17 protein-coding genes are annotated in these 16,976 nt (G+C 42.8%); 14 read left to right on the top strand and 3 right to left on the bottom strand.

Translation table 11 applies throughout. From position 1 onward, the window contains the following. Nucleotides 1–65 precede the first annotated feature (65 nt). Complete coding sequence (locus AC2A06_RS02570) at nt 66–443, bottom strand: type II toxin-antitoxin system YafO family toxin (protein WP_484379254.1); 378 nt, start codon at nt 441–443, stop codon at nt 66–68. After that, on the bottom strand, nt 443–1,045 hold the full coding sequence (locus AC2A06_RS02565; protein WP_484379253.1) for a hypothetical protein: 603 nt from the start codon (nt 1,043–1,045) through the stop codon (nt 443–445). The genes AC2A06_RS02570 and AC2A06_RS02565 overlap by 1 nt, the downstream gene beginning before the upstream one ends. Nucleotides 1,046–1,478: 433 nt before the next feature. Here AC2A06_RS02565 and nadC point away from each other — a divergent pair, with 433 nt between their 5' ends. The 13 genes from nadC to AC2A06_RS02500 all read left to right on the top strand — a co-directional run bounded on the left by nadC (nt 1,479) and on the right by AC2A06_RS02500 (nt 15,175). Next, the gene (gene nadC / locus AC2A06_RS02560; RefSeq protein WP_484379252.1) at nt 1,479–2,369 is read left to right on the top strand and encodes a carboxylating nicotinate-nucleotide diphosphorylase; all 891 of its coding nucleotides are present in this window, start codon (nt 1,479–1,481) and stop codon (nt 2,367–2,369) included. 343 nt (nt 2,370–2,712) lie between these two features. Then, nucleotides 2,713–3,150, top strand: a complete 438-nt coding sequence (gene ppdD / locus AC2A06_RS02555) for a prepilin peptidase-dependent pilin (RefSeq protein ID WP_473196007.1) — start codon at nt 2,713–2,715, stop codon at nt 3,148–3,150. A 10-nt stretch (nt 3,151–3,160) separates the two neighbouring features. After that, on the top strand, nt 3,161–4,597 hold the full coding sequence (gene gspE, locus AC2A06_RS02550) for a type II secretion system protein GspE (protein WP_473196008.1): 1,437 nt from the start codon (nt 3,161–3,163) through the stop codon (nt 4,595–4,597). Continuing rightward, on the top strand, nt 4,594–5,793 hold the full coding sequence (gene hofC / locus AC2A06_RS02545; protein ID WP_473196009.1) for a protein transport protein HofC: 1,200 nt from the start codon (nt 4,594–4,596) through the stop codon (nt 5,791–5,793). Before gspE ends, hofC begins: the two co-directional genes overlap by 4 nt. A 599-nt stretch (nt 5,794–6,392) precedes the next feature. Next, complete coding sequence (locus AC2A06_RS02540; RefSeq protein WP_023489854.1) at nt 6,393–6,941, top strand: fimbrial protein; 549 nt, start codon at nt 6,393–6,395, stop codon at nt 6,939–6,941. Between the two features lie 159 nt (nt 6,942–7,100). Further along, the gene (locus AC2A06_RS02535) at nt 7,101–7,673 is read left to right on the top strand and encodes a fimbrial protein (RefSeq protein WP_051791247.1); all 573 of its coding nucleotides are present in this window, start codon (nt 7,101–7,103) and stop codon (nt 7,671–7,673) included. 215 nt (nt 7,674–7,888) lie between these two features. After that, the gene (locus AC2A06_RS02530; RefSeq protein WP_484379251.1) at nt 7,889–10,435 is read left to right on the top strand and encodes a fimbria/pilus outer membrane usher protein; all 2,547 of its coding nucleotides are present in this window, start codon (nt 7,889–7,891) and stop codon (nt 10,433–10,435) included. Nucleotides 10,436–10,521: 86 nt separating this feature from the next. Further along, nucleotides 10,522–11,253, top strand: a complete 732-nt coding sequence (locus tag AC2A06_RS02525) for a fimbria/pilus periplasmic chaperone (RefSeq protein ID WP_473196011.1) — start codon at nt 10,522–10,524, stop codon at nt 11,251–11,253. Between the two features lie 339 nt (nt 11,254–11,592). Then, on the top strand, nt 11,593–12,096 hold the full coding sequence (locus tag AC2A06_RS02520) for a fimbrial protein (RefSeq protein WP_473196012.1): 504 nt from the start codon (nt 11,593–11,595) through the stop codon (nt 12,094–12,096). Between the two features lie 12 nt (nt 12,097–12,108). Next, entirely contained in the window at nt 12,109–12,654 is a 546-nt protein-coding gene (locus tag AC2A06_RS02515) for a fimbrial protein (RefSeq protein ID WP_484379250.1), read from the top strand. A 139-nt stretch (nt 12,655–12,793) separates the two neighbouring features. Next, the gene (locus AC2A06_RS02510) at nt 12,794–13,348 is read left to right on the top strand and encodes a fimbrial protein (protein WP_473196014.1); all 555 of its coding nucleotides are present in this window, start codon (nt 12,794–12,796) and stop codon (nt 13,346–13,348) included. 542 nt (nt 13,349–13,890) lie between these two features. After that, nucleotides 13,891–14,658: a winged helix-turn-helix domain-containing protein gene (locus tag AC2A06_RS02505; RefSeq protein WP_484379249.1), complete on the top strand. Its 768-nt coding sequence runs from the start codon at nt 13,891–13,893 to the stop codon at nt 14,656–14,658. 4 nt (nt 14,659–14,662) lie between these two features. Next, nucleotides 14,663–15,175 (top strand): hypothetical protein, encoded by a 513-nt coding sequence (locus AC2A06_RS02500; protein WP_484379248.1) that lies wholly within the window; start codon nt 14,663–14,665, stop codon nt 15,173–15,175. A gap of 93 nt (nt 15,176–15,268) precedes the next feature. Here AC2A06_RS02500 and AC2A06_RS02495 read toward each other — a convergent pair whose 3' ends face one another. Then, the gene (locus AC2A06_RS02495; protein WP_484379247.1) at nt 15,269–15,688 is read right to left on the bottom strand and encodes a winged helix-turn-helix domain-containing protein; all 420 of its coding nucleotides are present in this window, start codon (nt 15,686–15,688) and stop codon (nt 15,269–15,271) included. 871 nt (nt 15,689–16,559) lie between these two features. On the opposite strand from AC2A06_RS02495, the gene AC2A06_RS02490 reads away from it, so the two are divergent. Further along, nucleotides 16,560–16,958, top strand: coding sequence for a winged helix-turn-helix domain-containing protein (locus AC2A06_RS02490; protein ID WP_484379246.1), 399 nt, complete (start codon nt 16,560–16,562; stop codon nt 16,956–16,958). Nucleotides 16,959–16,976: the final 18 nt, after the last annotated feature.

Genomic DNA, 16,976 nt, shown 5'->3' with positions numbered 1-16,976 from the left:
ATTTATGGGGTCAGTTCAATGTCGGGGCTTTTCTTTGGGGATAAAAAACCAGCCTCAAAACTGGTTTAAGTATTCTGGAATTGTTCGGCTCTCCGCTCTAACTCAACCAGAAATGACGTTTTTGCCATTTCGTGGGCTTCAGGACTCATAATACTGATAACTTGGTATTCATCCTCACGGCACCAATGCCGAGTGTATACCAGGTAGTTATCAGACTTCCTTGCCGCCATTGGTGTTCCCGAAAGCCACGGTGGATCACTCGGTAGACGAATATGAATTTTGTAAACAAATGAGGCGCATAGCTTCCGGTTCTGCTCCCATTGTCCCTCGCTCCCCAAAAATGGCTGTAATACATTACTATTCTTCCAATTCTGTAAAGCCTGAGCGTACTGGGTAGCTACTGCTGGGTGCTCAACGCTAGGGTGAATTGAAACGGTAGCCATTACACCGCCCGATCAAATGAAGGGGTATCCAGCCCTAAAGATACATGCTCTGCACGGATCATGGCTTTCACCTCACCATCACTGGCGTTAATCAGTTCAGAACCTGCGTTCTTTGGCGGATGAGTTTGTTCAATAAATGATAAAAAGTCTTCGGCGGTATAACGAAGGCTTGCAGCGGCACGTCCAAAAGTAATGATCTCTTGACGTAAATCGTCATCACCTTCAATTTCATCCAAGGCCTGTTTTACCGCATCGACAAATTTCTTAGCTATAACAATGCGCTTGCCTAATTCACGTACCAAATGTTTCTGCACAAATGGGCTTTGATTCTCTATAGCGATCGGGATCTGTTTTTCTTCCCATTCAGAGCGAATATTTGTCAGATGGAAATGAAGGCGTTCCGTCATAGCTCGAAGATAGATGATTGCATCACTTATAGGCAAGTACGCAACCGAACCGGGCAACGCCTGTAATGTCGTACTTGTGTCAAACGGGTGTAGAGCAATATCGTTATACCCCAGCGCACTGGCAGGCACAGGGGCCATTGCTAGCGCCATCGCGGCAGCCATGTAAGCGACCTTATTTTTTTTGAGCTTGCGCATAGTATGGACTCCGTAAAATATGGCGCCATCATAGCTCATAAAAGCATCATCCTGCAAAGCTCTACTCAATGAATAACGCACGCAATCCTTCCCGCTTATTTTCCGTCACTCTTTCAAGTAAAGCATTTGGCGAATCACTCTTTAGACCCAAGTTAGATCCTTTACACAATAAATTGCAAACTCGCCGCTTGTTACCTATCAGCCGGAAACCCACGCCCCCCTAGCTGTTACATCAATCGTCCGTAACCAATATCAAGACCATTAGGCCATAGAAGACCCACGTATTATCCACACCCTGGCAATAGTTAGCACTTTTTAGTGTCACCTTTCCTTTCTAACCTATTGATATTAATGATAACGCCCCGCTGGCGCAGGGCCAAAAAACAGAGTAGCATGAGCATTTGCTATCCTTCTGCCGATTTCGGAGTTTTCTATGCCGACACGCCGCTACAGTGCCGACAGCCGTCGTTCCCTGCTATTTCAACGTATTAACAGCGATATTCCCGCTACCGTCGCCCAGGCATTGCGTGAAGATTTGGGTGGAGTTATCGATGCCGAGCGCGATATCACCGCACAACTGTTACCTGCCGATAAACAGGCCGAAGCCACCGTTATCACCCGTGAAGCGGGCATCTTTTGTGGTCGTCGCTGGCTGGAAGAGGTGTTTTTCCAATTAGGTGGGCAGGTCAATATCATCTGGCTGGTAGAAGATGGCGATCTACTGATCGCCAACCAACCTTTATGCCAATTGACTGGTCCAGCACGAATATTGCTGACCGGCGAACGTACCGCCTTGAACTTTGTACAAACACTTTCTGGTGTCGCAACTACCACGCACCATTATGTAAAACTGTTGCAAGGTACACAAACCCGCCTGTTGGATACGCGGAAAACATTACCGGGCCTGCGCAGCGCACTGAAATATGCGGTGTTATGTGGTGGGGGCAACAATCATCGGTTGGGTCTCTCGGATGCTTTTCTGATCAAGGAAAACCACATTATCGCCTGTGGCTCAATTAAGAATGCAATAGAACAAGCCTTCTCGCTGCACGCAGATGTTCCGGTGGAAGTAGAAGTGGAATCGTTGGACGAACTTCAACAGGCGCTGGATGCCGGGGCTGATATCGTTATGCTGGACAATTTCAGCATTGAAATGATGCGTGAAGCAGTCGCGCTAGCACAAGGGCGTATACAACTGGAAATTTCTGGCAACGTCACAGAAAAAACATTGCACCTGTTCGCCGAAACCGGTGTGGATTACATATCCGTGGGCGCATTAACCAAACATGTTACCGCACTTGATCTCTCGATGAGATTTAAATAATTTCCGGCTTCTTCAACGCTCATCATGACTCTAGTTCATTGAAAGTTCGGATAATATTGACATCTCGTTGTACAGCAAAGGTGCCTCTTTAGGTGAGGTCCAGAAATGGGCCTCGTAATCTAGCCCCCGGCAACTGGCATAGCTCAGACTTAACTGGCTCAGCGATAACCTAAAGAGCGCCTGGGCTGGTTTCTGGGTTGTGAAACACCGCGCATTCTTTTTCAACAATCGGTAATACCACCTTATTGTGCTGGATAGGCTGCGCATAATAACCATTCCCCTCTCGCTACCTATCAATTACCGTTTTAACGTTGTCCTCCAATAACTACGGAGGACACAACTGATGGAAAAACAACAGGGTTTTACACTCATCGAACTTATGGTGGTGATCGCCATTATCGCCATACTCAGTGCAATTGGCATTCCAGCCTATCAGCGTTATATCCAGAAAGCGGCCATGACAGACATGCTGCAGACTATGGCGCCCTATAAAATGGCCGTCGAATTATGCGCTCTTGAAGGTGGCGGCCTGACCGGGTGCGATGAAGGCAAGAAGGGGATCCCTACCGGAACTGCATCACGTTATATCAGCCGTATTCAGGTGCAACAGGGGGTAATTAATCTCGTTGGCTCTCAGAGTTTGCAAGGGCTGACGGCCACACTGACCCCAACTGTCACTTCAACCGGCTCACTACAATGGACACGCCAATGCAACAGTGAAAACAGCAATTTGCTGGAGGCGTGTCAGGAAGTTCTGCGCTTTGATAATACCCGTGAATGAGGGCTGAGTTATGGAAATCAATAGCGAAATCCACGCGTTATGCCAGCATTATCAGGCCTTGGCACTCAGTGAAGATGAACAGAAACTGACTGTCGCCCTGCATGGTGAGATCCCCTCCGCGCTGGTGCAGGCTCTACGCTTCGCTACCGGTAAAAACATTGAAATTGAACAATGGCCCCTCGCCCGACTGGAGCAGACACAACACGCATGGCCCGCCAATTCCCCGCTACCACTGCCGGAACACAGTGGGGAACCAGCCGCCTCACTTAATGACACCAGTGAGACACCAGCCATACAATTTATTAATCAAACTCTACGTAGTGCAATACAGCGACGTGCCTCTGATGTGCATTTTGAACCCTACCCGCAAGCATTTCGCGTCAGGTTGAGAATCGATGGTGTTTTACAGGTTATTGCTTCAGCGCCCATCCTATTGGCAGCACAGGTTATCGCCAGATTGAAGGTGATGGGGCAACTGGATATAGCAGAACGCCGTCTGCCACAAGATGGCCAACTTAATGTACAACTGGACAACAGTAGCTTTTCAATGCGTATCTCCACCTTGCCAACACTACATGGCGAAAAAGTGGTGTTGAGGATCTTGCAAACAGACCGCCAGGAATTACCTCTCGAACAGCTCGGTATGAGTCAGGAAGCCCTTGGCTTTTTTGCCCATGCCCTGTCCCATCCGCAAGGGATGATCCTGGTAACTGGCCCCACTGGCAGCGGTAAAACCGTGACACTCTATAGCGCCCTACGCCAATTAAATGACACGCAGAGTAATTTGTGCAGTGTGGAGGACCCCATTGAAATCCCGGTATTTGGCATCAACCAGACACAAGTCAACAGCAAAACCGATCTCGATTTCGCGCGTGTATTGCGAGCGTTGTTACGGCAGGACCCTGATGTCATCATGATCGGCGAAATCCGTGACCAAGAAACCGCCGAAATCGCCGTAAAAGCCGCACAAACAGGGCATTTAGTTCTCTCAACCCTCCATACTAATTCTACTTGTGAAACCTTGACGCGCCTGACCCAAATGGGGATACCGGGTTATCTACTGGCTGCCAGCTTGAAGCTGGTGATTGCCCAACGCTTGGTGCGCCGCTTATGCTCACATTGTCGCCATCCGCAAACCGATAGTATCCATTTCCCGGCAACGATCAGATCCGCTCCTCTTATTCCTTGGTGTGCTACCGGTTGCGAACACTGTTTTGGCGGATATTACGGCCGTATTGGTATCTATGAGTTACTCAATATCACGCCAGAAGTGCAAAATGCCCTGATGCACAATGCCTCGGTAATACAACTAGCGGAGATCGCCCAGCAACAAGGGCAAATCACACTACTGCAAGCTGGCCTGGCACTGGTTGAGCAGGGCATCACCTCACTGGAAGAAATATATCGCGTAGTTGGCGTACTCACCTCCCCAGAGAGCGCAGCATGACTGGGCGACGTCTCTATCGTTGGCAAGCGATTGACAGCCATGGAGTAATACAACACGGCGAATTTATGGCTACCGGAAAGCACCAAGTGTATCAGCAACTGCTGGCACAAAATCTGCAGCCATACCAAGTCAGTGCGGGCCAGCGAGTTCCTGCCAAACAATGGCATGGCGAACCGATGATCCAGTTTACCCGCCAATTGGCAACCTTGTTACAAGCAGGGTTGCCGTTGGTTAATAGTCTGCGCTTGTTAGCTGTGGAGCATCAATCTGCAGCCTGGCGCTGTCTGCTAACAGAAATAAGCGATAAAGTGGCGGCCGGACAACCTTTATCTACCGTCCTCGCAGAGCAGCACAATATTTTCCCCTTAATCTATCACCAACTTATCGCTATCGGTGAAATGACCGGAAACCTGGATCATTGTTGCCTGCAACTGGCAAAACAGCAGGAAATTCAGCAAAAATTGCACAAAAAAGTCCTGAAAGCGCTGCGTTATCCACTGTTTATCTGCTTGATTGCCCTGCTGGTCAGCATCCTGATGCTGGTTATGGTGCTACCAGAATTCGCTAAAGTGTACCAATCCTTTGATGCTCCCCTTCCCTGGTTTACTCAAGGGTTACTGTCACTCTCTGATTTATTGGTTGATGTCGGGCCTTATCTACTCAGTATGCTGGTGGGGATCATCGGGTTTTATCTGCGCCGACTACATCCATTGACACAGTGGCAGCGGCGGGAACAAGCGCTTTTATTACGTGTTCCATTGATTTCATCCTTGATCAAGGGGAACTACCTGAGCCAGATATTTCATATTCTGGCAATGACACAACAAGCAGGGCTAACCCTGATTGCTGGTCTGAATGCTGCTATGTTGTCAGTAAACAATATATTCTACCGCCAAGCACTGGAATCTATTGAACAACAACTCAGTCAGGGGACGCCTTTTCATCGAGCACTCGCGCAACAACCGTTATTCCCTTCTTTATGCCAGCAGTTAGTTCGTGTAGGTGAAGAATCCGGTACGTTAGATACCCTGCTAGGCAAACTGGCGCTTTGGCATGAACAGCAAACCCATGAACTCGCCGATACACTAGCTCAAACACTGGAACCCATGCTGCTGATGATAGTCGGCGGGATTGTCGGGACCCTGGTTATCGCCATGTATTTACCGATCTTCCAGCTAGGAAATGTTTTAGGGTAATAACCAGTCCCCCCACGCCAGGCAATAAATTTATGATGAGATGATAGCTCCGCAAACGATTAATAAACATGCTACAGCCAGCTCTTTACCACCTTAATAAAACAAGAATTCTTGATTCCAATCGCCAAGATAAATATACCCACCCGCTTAGGTGATTTGTTCCAAAAACCGTCTTTCTTCACAATAATTCACTCCCCATGAAAAAACCAATCATGCAGATTTAAGTCTGATTGAAATAATAAATTCAGAACATTAAACCATGAAAGTGAAGATTTAAGATAAAGATAGATGAAAGTGAATAAAAAACACCCCATGATGCGTGGGTTACTTTCAATAAAAAGAAACACTAGGATAAGCGCAGAAATCAGGTCACTGTTACCGAAAGATATCTCAACACTTTTTTTAAACTGATTATTTTTAAATGCACATTTTCCAATGGGGATACCTCTATGGAATCCCCATTGGAAAACACGTTATTAGCTTGGCTTTTGGTTAATAAAAGATGTGTTTTAGCTCACTTGGCGTGGAGATGTTTAGTATGGGAAACCATACTAACTTCAGGAATAAAATATCCTCTATAGTATAAGGAAATGTTGTAAATGAAACTGTCTAAAATTGCATTAGCTACTGGCATCTTGACCCTCTCATTAACTGCACTGACCGCTCAAGCAGCCGATCAGGGTTCAGGAACCGTACAGTTTAAAGGTACCGTTATCGATGCGCCTTGCGGTATTACCTCTGATTCTGCCGATCAAGTCGTTGATTTTGGTCAACTGAACTTGGCAAACCTGAAAGCGGGTGGTGTTTCTCCCACCAAAAACTTCAAGATAGAATTGATTAACTGCGATATCACCAGCTTCGTTCAGGGTGGAAAAAATGGCACAGTAACAGTCAGTTTTACCGGTGGAACAGTACAGGGTAAACCAGCTATGTTGGGTACAACTGGCGGTACGGGTGTGGGTATTGTGTTGACCTCTCAACAATCCGGTGCCGAGATCTCCTTTGATGGTTCCGCCAGTGCACCGATGGTTCTGCAGGATAACTCAAACCAATTCACTTTTGGCGCAGTGGCCAAAGCGGCTGATGTTGCAACTGTAACCGCTGGTGAGTTCAATGCAACGGCTAACTTCAGCTTGGCGTATCAATAACCCCTCAAAATTATTATGAAATTTATATAATAAAGCGGGTAATATAGCTAGCTATCTCAAGGTGTAACGAGTTACGCGCTCCATGGAGGGAGCGAATAATACTTTCTTCAACTTGAAAGGGATAGATATAGGCCTACTTATATAACTATTGGCTAATCCATGCATTTAAAAACAACATTAGTATTAATCAGTTTTTGCTTGTATGGCGGTTCAAACATCGCAGCGACGGATATCCCGCTCACCAATACAGCGAGTCCGTTTATTGATGTAACAAGCAAAAATAAATTTGCCATTGGTCGGGCTACTTTTTCAGGAGTTGTTATTGCATCTGCCTGTAATCTGGCGATGGATGATAATTATCAGACCATTGATATGGGGGTCACCCCTATAAGTGAATTGCAAAGTATACCTTCACTACCAGAGAAAGTACTAAAGCTGAGAATGACCGGTTGTGAGTTAGGGAAAGATGACTATACAGGCCACTTAATCGAAATTCTCTTTGAATGGGAAAGAGTAGATATTACTAACAGTAGCGATGCCGCCACTGGCATTGACCTCAAGATACAGGATAGTAGAGGAAGTTGGGCTTCTTCTGGTATCCCATTACCGCCTCAAGTATTAGGTAAAAATGAAAAGGAGTTGGATTATAAAGTGTACTTAACTAACAGTGAAAATATTGTACATAGCGGACATTATAATTTTGCATTGAAATTCAAAGTAAATTATCAATAAATATTTATATTCGCTTGCTTTATATTCCAAGTTGCATTCAGCCAAGGGCAAGAATTGCCAAGAAATACCGTGGGCGATGGAGTCGCCATAAGCAATGATATGAATATAGTCATTTAAAGCCATGACTTTTAAGAAATCATAAAAAACCGCATCAAAGATCAAGACTCCTATAGCTCACTTTACAATCAACACCCGTCGGTTATTGGTTAGTTAAAATGATAAAAATAAATTCTTTCATCAGAAACATTACGGTTTTTATGTTTTTTTTATCATCTCAGGATAGCGCCTATGCCATTGAGTTTAATACCGATGTACTGGATACGAGCGATAGGGAAAACATTGATTTTTCGAGGTTTTCTCAAAAGGGCTATGTTCTTCCGGGAACCTATCCGCTGCAGATACAACTAAACAAACAAGCAATAACCCCCGGTAGCGTCTCGATAGAGTTTATTGAGAGAGATAAAAATGGTGAAGAAAGTGAGAATTCTGAAAAAGAACCCACGACTGTGTTACCTCAGCCCTGTCTTTCTGCTGAAATTGTAGAAAAAATGGGATTAACAGAGGTGGCATTAAAAAAGGTGACCTACTGGCATCAAGGGCAATGTGCCGATTTTAGTGCGCTAAAAGGCTTTGAGTTAAGTACCAATATGGCAGATAGTCTATTATTGGTGAATATGCCACAAATATGGTTGGAATATTCTGACCAGTCTTGGTTACCTCCTTCTCGTTGGGAAGAGGGTATCCCAGCCTTACTGTTTGATTATAATATCAATGCCGATAGCACTAAAAATAAATCCGAAGCAAACAGAGAAAATGTAAGCTATAACGGTACAACTGGCGCAAATATTGGACCATGGCGTTTACGAGCTGATTACCAAGGTAATTACAGTAGTAATTACCGAGGTAATCAAGGTGTGGGTAACCAAAACACCTTTGATTGGAGTCGTTATTATGCCTATCGCTCATTGCCGCAATTACGCGCCATGTTAATGCTGGGAGAAAACTATCTTAGCTCAGATATTTTCAGTAGCTGGTTGTATACCGGAGCAAGCCTGACCAGCGATGACCGGATGCTCCCCCCTAAACTACGTGGCTATGCTCCACAAGTATCAGGAATTGCGGACACCAATGCCCGTGTGATTATTTCACAACAGGGAAGAGTGCTTTATGACAGTACCGTACCTGCGGGGCCATTTACCATTCAAGATCTGGACAGTTCTGTGCGGGGTCGGCTGGATGTTGAGATACTAGAACAAACGGGACAGAAGAAAACCTTTACTGTTGATACTGCCTATGTTCCTTACCTCACACGTCCAGGCCAGGTGCGCTATAAACTCTTTGGTGGGCGCTCCCGCGTGAATAATCACGAACTTGAGGGACCGGCATTTCTCAGTGGTGAAGCTTCCTGGGGGATAAGCAACAGTTGGTCCCTGTACGGGGGAGGGATAGAAGCAGGGGAATATCATGCTATCGCGCTCGGGCTTGGGCGTGACATGAACCTATTGGGCACATTATCTGCAGATGTCACACAATCTCTGGCTAACTTACCTGAGCATGGTAATAAACAAGGGAAATCATGGCGGTTTAGTTACTCCAAATTCTTTGATCAGGCGAATACCGATATCACCTTTGCTGGCTATCGTTTTTCTGAAAAAGGTTATCTGACGATGCAACAGTATCTGGATAATCGTTACCGTGATAACAGTTTCGGGCAAGAGAAAGAACAGTATACGATCACGTTAAATAAAAATTTTGAATCCTTGCAGACTTCGGTCAACCTGCAATACAGCTATCAAACCTTTTGGGATCAAGGGATTTCTAACTATTATGCATTAAATGTTAACCGCTATTTTGATATCTTTGGCTTTAAGAACGTTTCATTGGGGATGTCTGCATCACGTACCAAATATCAGACTGCCAATAATAACGCCCTATTCTTTCGATTATCAATGCCACTTGGTAGTGGGTATATTAGCTATAATGGCAGCAAAAACAATGACCGCTATACACAAACGGTAGGATATAGCTCAACCGTTAATGGGGGGCTGGATAGCTATAATGTTAATGCCGGGGTTAATTCCGGTGGTGAACAAAATACTCAGTCACAGTTTAGTGGCTATTACACTCATAGCAGTCCGTTAGTCAGCGTCGCAGGTAATATGACCTATGTCGAAGACAACTATGTCGCGGCCGGTATTAATCTCACCGGTGGGGCAACAGTCACCACTAAAGGTGCCGCACTGCACAGTGGTGGTATCAATGGTGGAACCCGGCTCTTGGTCGATACTGATGGTATCGCGGGTGTACCCATTGATGGAAGCCGAGTTAAAACTAACCGTTGGGGAATCGGCGTAGTCAGCAACATCAGTAGTTACCAACGTAACCTGACCTCAGTAGATTTGGACAAGCTACCCGATAATATGGAAGCCAAACGAACGACAGTAGAATCAGTACTAACTGAAGGTGCGGTGGGCTACAGGAAATTTGAGGTGTTAAAGGGGATACGCCTGTTTGCTGTATTGCGGCTTTCAGATAATAGTTATCCGCCATTTGGTGCCAGTGTCAACAATAGTGCAGGCAGCGAACTAGGCATTGTCAGCGAAGATGGCCTAGCTTGGTTGAGTGGCATCGCCGCTGGCGAAACACTGAACGTATCTTGGGATAATAAACAGAAATGTCAGATAACTATTCCTAACGACGTCGTTGAAGGAAAACAACTGTTACTACCCTGCCGGGATATTATCACTATGCCAGCAGAGTAATGGAAAGAGGAGACTTTATCACTAGTCCCTGTTTGCATCAAAATTAATCTCTATTTTGCAAGACTGAATCTTTATGTGGAGTTTTTATGTCAAAAGTATCAAGTATCACTAGCATTCTATTAATCATAGCTGGGGGGATCGCGCTAGGGCCTGCAGCCAATGCGGCAATTTCATTGGATCGTACACGGGTCGTTTTTGATGGTGGAGAAAAATCCGTTTCAGTCAACATATCTAATGATAATAGCCAGTTACCCTATCTGGCTCAAACATGGTTGGAAGATGAAAAACAAGTTAAAATAACAACTGGTCCATTGCTGGTAACACCGCCGGTACAACGCCTTGAACCGCAAGAAAAAGCAGCAATCAGGGTTATCTCGACACCAGAGATCAGTCAATTACCTCAAGACAGGGAGTCACTGTTTTATTTTAACCTGCGTGAAATTCCACCAAAAAGTGAAAAGGCGAACGTGCTACAAATAGCACTACAGACCAAGATAAAATTATTCTATCGGCCAAAGTCCATTATGACTGCACCAAATACTGTCTGGCAGGATCAGTTAGTATTAAATAAAGTGGCTGATGGATACCGTATTGAAAACCCAACACCTTACTACATTACAGTCATTGGCATGGGTAACAGTAAAAAAGAGGCTGACGAGGGTGAGTTTCAGTCAGTCATGTTAGCCCCAAAGTCTAATATGAATGTAAAATCAGGCAGTTACTCCAACCCGCATCTAACTTATATTGATGACTACGGTGGCCGCCCAGTTTTAAAATTCAGCTGTAGTGCTGCACGTTGTACCGTGCTTAAAGGGTAATGTTATCCTTTAACAGGTTGTTAACTAATGGATATTAGCGGATTGATACAAAAAAAGAAGTTTTCATATTATATCAGCTGATATTAAAAGCATTGAAATAGTTGTAATAAAAGCAAAGTAGATAACCATCAAAGGTAGAGGGGGATTTACGTTATTACAACATAAAAACAGCTACTACTGTTTGCTCAAGTTGCTATTGGTTAGCAACCAAAATAAAAATCAGTCAGGAGGTAGACCACCAAGGGCTGCTCTGAAATCTGAATAAAATAAGTGCGCGAGGTATTTATGCAATATAGTGCAAGGGTAATAAAATTTATCATGGCTGGATTGGCTATATTGATGTTGAGCCTCTCACCTGCCCACGCCGAAAGCAATAGTCAAATGCAATTCAGCGGTGAATTATTTGATCGCCCTTGTACCATTGATAACGACAGCCTGCAGCAAGAAGTAATATTTCCTACACGACCATATCGTGATTTTTGGGTATTACCTGCCAAGACACCTAGTGTAGCGTTCGCCATTAACCTGGTTCATTGCTATGCCAGTACGTTGGGTAAACTGGTTAAAGTCACATTTCGCGGAACAACTGAATCAGCATTACCTGGTTATGTCGCGGTGCAAGGCAATAATGCGGGAAAACTGGCTATCGGGATTATTGATACCGATGGGCAAACATTACTACCAATAGGTACGGTCACCGGCCAGGGTCTCTTAGTAAACAGTGATCAGGTCAGATTACCTTTTAAAGCTTTTGTTCAGGCCACATCTGAGGCTGTACAAAACAGGAGTGTTGCCCCGGGTGTTTATATGGCAACAGTACAATTTGAACTATCTTACCAATGAGTTGATATCATCATGAAACAGAAAAATATTTTGAAAAAAATGATTTATGCCAGTGCATTCTGCATATCATTTCAGGCAAGTGCAGTGGACCTGAAATTTAGCGGAACTCTGATTATCCCTAATTGCGTAGTCAATAACAATACTGATATTTCTATTGTTTTTCCATCGATGGAGATTCAAAGGGTCAGCACTATTGCCAGCCCAGGTATCAATGCAGTGACCCAAGCCATTACACTTAATTGCCCCTATAGCGTTGGTACACCTTACGTGCTGATTGGCGGTACAGTAATGACCGGGCAAGCTGCACCAAGTAATATTTTAGCCACCAACCAGACTGCATTGGGTATTGCGCTTTATCAAGGTACTGGGATTGATGCAAATAAGAGATTGCTATTGGGAGCAGGTAGTGGTGTTGGCTATGCAGCGACCAATGGTATGACAGGGACTGGCAGTAACCGTACATTTACCCTGACTGCAGCACCAGTAACGTCTGATTATACGAGACTGGCAGCAGGGACTTTTACTGCGTCGGCATCCATTGCGATTATTTACCAGTAAATGGATGCATCAGTATACTTATTGAAGTTGCATGTGGACAACTAGGGGGAATCCTCTAATGAACATGTGCAACTTATTGTCTAATAAGTATAACCATTTAAATTCCTTAAAAACTAACCTGGCTGGATATTGATATATCATGGAAAAAAAATTCTGGTTTAAATTCCCTGTCAGTTTGTTTGTGATGGGGGCATCACTGCTAACTTCAGTGCCTGGCTACGCTGTAGATGCCATGATTAATATCTCTGGTACTGTCTACATCCCTCCTTGTAATATTAATGGAGGTAACGCGATTTCTGTTAATTTTGGCGATATTGCTGTCGCGAATGTCAATGGGGTTAACGGTGCAAAATCGACCACCGTACCAATCAGTTGTAGCTACTACCGGGGTACCCCCTATGTTCAAGTTATAGCGACTCAACTGACTGGCGCCCCCAGTAACGTTTTACAAGCCAGTGCGGGTAGCAACCAGAACTTTGGTATCGCCTTATATATGGGAGCCTCGGTAAATAGTAGCTTTCCATTACCATTAAATGGAGCGGGCAATGGCTTTCCTATTAACCAAGGGATGACCAACATTAATAATGCCAACAGCAACTTTACCTTTACCAGTGTGCCTTATAAAAATGGGACAACCGCTTTAGCTACAGGAAATTTTAACGCAACCGCCACTATGGCGATAACCTATCAATAACTCAATTCTACGAAACGAAACTATGCCAGACCGGAATCAAGGCAATATTAGAGTAATGACGTTAACGGCTCTGGTGTTTTGACAATCATGATTAATTTATTTTAGTCAATATGATGATAAAAACCCCCCTCTAAAACCACACAGTAAAACACTCATTTTCCGAACATCGTTTGCTGCCCTCTGTAAAAGGCCAGGATATCGATGTATCAAATAATCGCGCAGTTACTAGGGTTGATTTATGCCCCTCCTCTCAGATGTTTTTTATAAAAACAGTTATATAACATACAGTTATTAACATGGTTTATTTACTTGGCTAGTACAGCAGTCGAATCAGGTATATACTCTCTCGGTCTTAGACTACAGATTTTTTAGCTGTATTAGGGAGGTTTTTAGCGAGTTCTTAGACTATTGTACATTTTCTGCCCTGCGAAATGTGTGCTAACAATCTTGGACTTCGTAGTTTTGAGACACATGTAGCCAAACAATTTATCTGCCTATTTTTACAGCACAGTTTGGTTTGTTCAGTAAAAAGGAGGATCGTAATGTTGGTTTTTTTCGATAATGTTATCGCTTACAACAGTCAACTCGCGTTGCTGTATAACATTAGTCAACCAGAGAAAAAAGTCACACTCTATTCTCGCACCAATAAATGTTTAGCTTTATTAATAGAACGCCATCCCGACTTAATACCACAAAATGATTTCTTTGAAAATGTATGGGAAAATGATGGCCTTGAAATTACGGCCAATACCTTCTACCAGCACATCGCTATGCTGCGCCGAGCCTTCGAGGAAGTTGGTTTTGATCGTGAAGTTATCATCACCATTCCAAGGCGTGGGGTCAGTATATCAAATGAAATTAGTTTAACCTTTAATGACTACCCTGAAAAAGAAGTTACACTATCAGATCCATCGGCAAGCAAGCCTGCATGGGCAAAAATAGTAAATATTGTCAGGGGAAATAGCAGATATCGACTAGCGATTATTACTTTCCTATCTCTATTGACCTTCTTGGTGACATTTTTTATCACCATCTGGTTACTTAACTCTAACTCGACTAAAAATACCAGTTTATCGCAATATCACGGTATTGGAGATATCGACAAGTGTGAAATATTTACTTTCACATCACGCACAACGCTGAATGATGTGAAAAAAGACATTATAAAAAACAATGTAAACTGTAGCCAGCCACAGAAGATATATTACTCTACACTTCCATTCTTAAATCGCACATCACTTATTGCATGTGAGAAAAATCATAAAGAAAGTGATGCGTGTATTTCTTACTTTATGGCTGACTTGAGGTAATCCAATGAAATTGATGCCGTTAATTATTTTACTTCTACTAGGCTCCGGTGTAGGGTTGGGATTTTTATATGATTTTCACACTCAAAGCAAAATCGAAAGCATGAAGTGCCACATTATATTAAATGCTAGCTATGAAAGTGACCTTGGAGAGGAAAAAATTAATGCTGTCGTTAGCATCTCTTTTATCAAGCCAAAAGGAAATATGAATATAAATGCGATTGTAAATACAACAGATGATACAAAATTCCCCATATCTCAACGCCTAGCCTTCTCCTACTCATCACCAAAGAATAACGAGTATGTTTTAAAGATCACAGACACAATGAATAAAAATGTCGAAGATGTGCTTCCCAAAAATCTATCTCCATTTATGCGAAGTATGATATATACCCATTTTATAAACCCCGACATTTTAACTTTTAGAATCACCCCAGAACATGATGGAAACCATCTTATTTCCAGTAATGTCATTCCCTTTGGCTATTGCAATAATAGCGAAGCCATACTTAACAAGTAAGGTTAAACTCGTTAGTTTATCTATTGCAGCCAATTTCAATGATTTTTTAGATAGTGTAAAGCTGCTCACTGCCGAATTAAAATTCAACTACGGCTAACAGTCATTGCCAACGATATCATTTTCATTGATCATCGGCATACTATATAGAGGCAGAATATCCATATCCTTCACGCGATACCCTTTGCCACGAACAGTGCGGATAAAGTCATCCGCCAAGCCGAGATCCTGCAGCTTTGCCTTTAACCCCATCATTACCTGGCTCAAACGTTTGTAAGAAGAAATAAGCCCGCGCTTATCCCAGACCTCATCTAAAATATCATCATATAACACAATACTCTGCTTGGAGCGTTCAAGTAGAAATGCAAACAGCTTCATTGCTGTTTCCCCGAGAAAGACCGCCTCGGCAGAATAATAATTGGCTTTGCGTGATGAAAATATACGCGCCACCACCATTTGTTCAACATCAACTCTAACTTCATTGTCAATAATATAACTGTGAATATAAATACTCATAATCAAACCTAACCACAAATTTTACTCGTGATCCCTCAAAGACTAATACCTATATCTGTTGTATTTACAACAACAGAACATCAATACTATTTGCGCTATAAAACCACTATTTACGCTATAAAAACCCCGCCCCCCCGATAATTAATAACCTAGTTAGATATTACTGTGGATGGCATATCAATATTTTATTAGTCTATATGGCTAACCTATTGATGTGATTATTATCACACAAGGTATTTTATATAATATATATTTAGTTCATTAATTAAGCACAAAACACCCGCTCAATGAGAAATAAAAAAATAACATGAAATCAATTGGTTATGTGATAGAGATGATCTTAAAAGACTCTTAAGTTGATTTAAAAATTTGCACTCCCCTTTATTGAGAGATTTTTACTCCTTGAGATTCCCCTTCTCCTGGGTATTTAATGGCCTTTACAATTTTCATCTGTTTAACCCTAATGACTCTTATCTCACTCATTCCATACTGACGAGGTGTATTTCCTGTTCAATAGCTCCTTTTTGGTGTAAACATTTTTGATACCAAAAATTAACAGGACGATAACCTTAAAATTTAATTAAATTGGTGAATATAACCCACCTCCCAATCACTCAAAAGGCAGAGATAAACTCCATTTTTTTTGTAAAAAAAAGGTAATTATTTTACATAAGAGAATTTACATCACCTTTACCAGATAAAGAATCACAGGGGTCAATTGTCTTTGTGGGTTTTTTTACCCGCTTCATGTTGCGATAATAGCCCCGAATTAAGATTAATCTTACCTTTATTACCACCATCATCTATTTGATTATTCAATAAATTCGATTCAATAATCATCTAATCCATGAGGAATTACTGGAGCGTCGCTATGCATAAAAATATTTATGGTTACCTTATTGGGAGTGAAATTCGTGTCGACATTGAACAAAGAACCGTTTCACGCATATATGCACTTCAAAAGCAGAACTATTATATGTCAGAAGCTGTATTTTTAAGTGAAACCTCGATGGCGTTGTTTATTTACCTACTCGAGAACGCTAAACAAACGGTTATTCCCTATGAAAATATTTTAAGTGAAGTCTGGGATAAGAGAGGGCTTGTTTCATCTTACAAACGACTAAACCAGGTGACGAAGGAGTTAAGAGATAAACTAATCCAAATTGGTTTAGCAGAAGATTTTATACTGACTATACGTAGTAGAGGATATCGATTGAAAGAAGAAAGTATCACTCAACTTTATAGTGAAACCATTGTGGCAGATAGCTAACTACCCACTGAACATACT

The organism is Serratia sp. HNCC26DJ244, from assembly GCF_057180565.1.
This window is presented reverse-complemented; position numbering and strand designations above follow the sequence as displayed.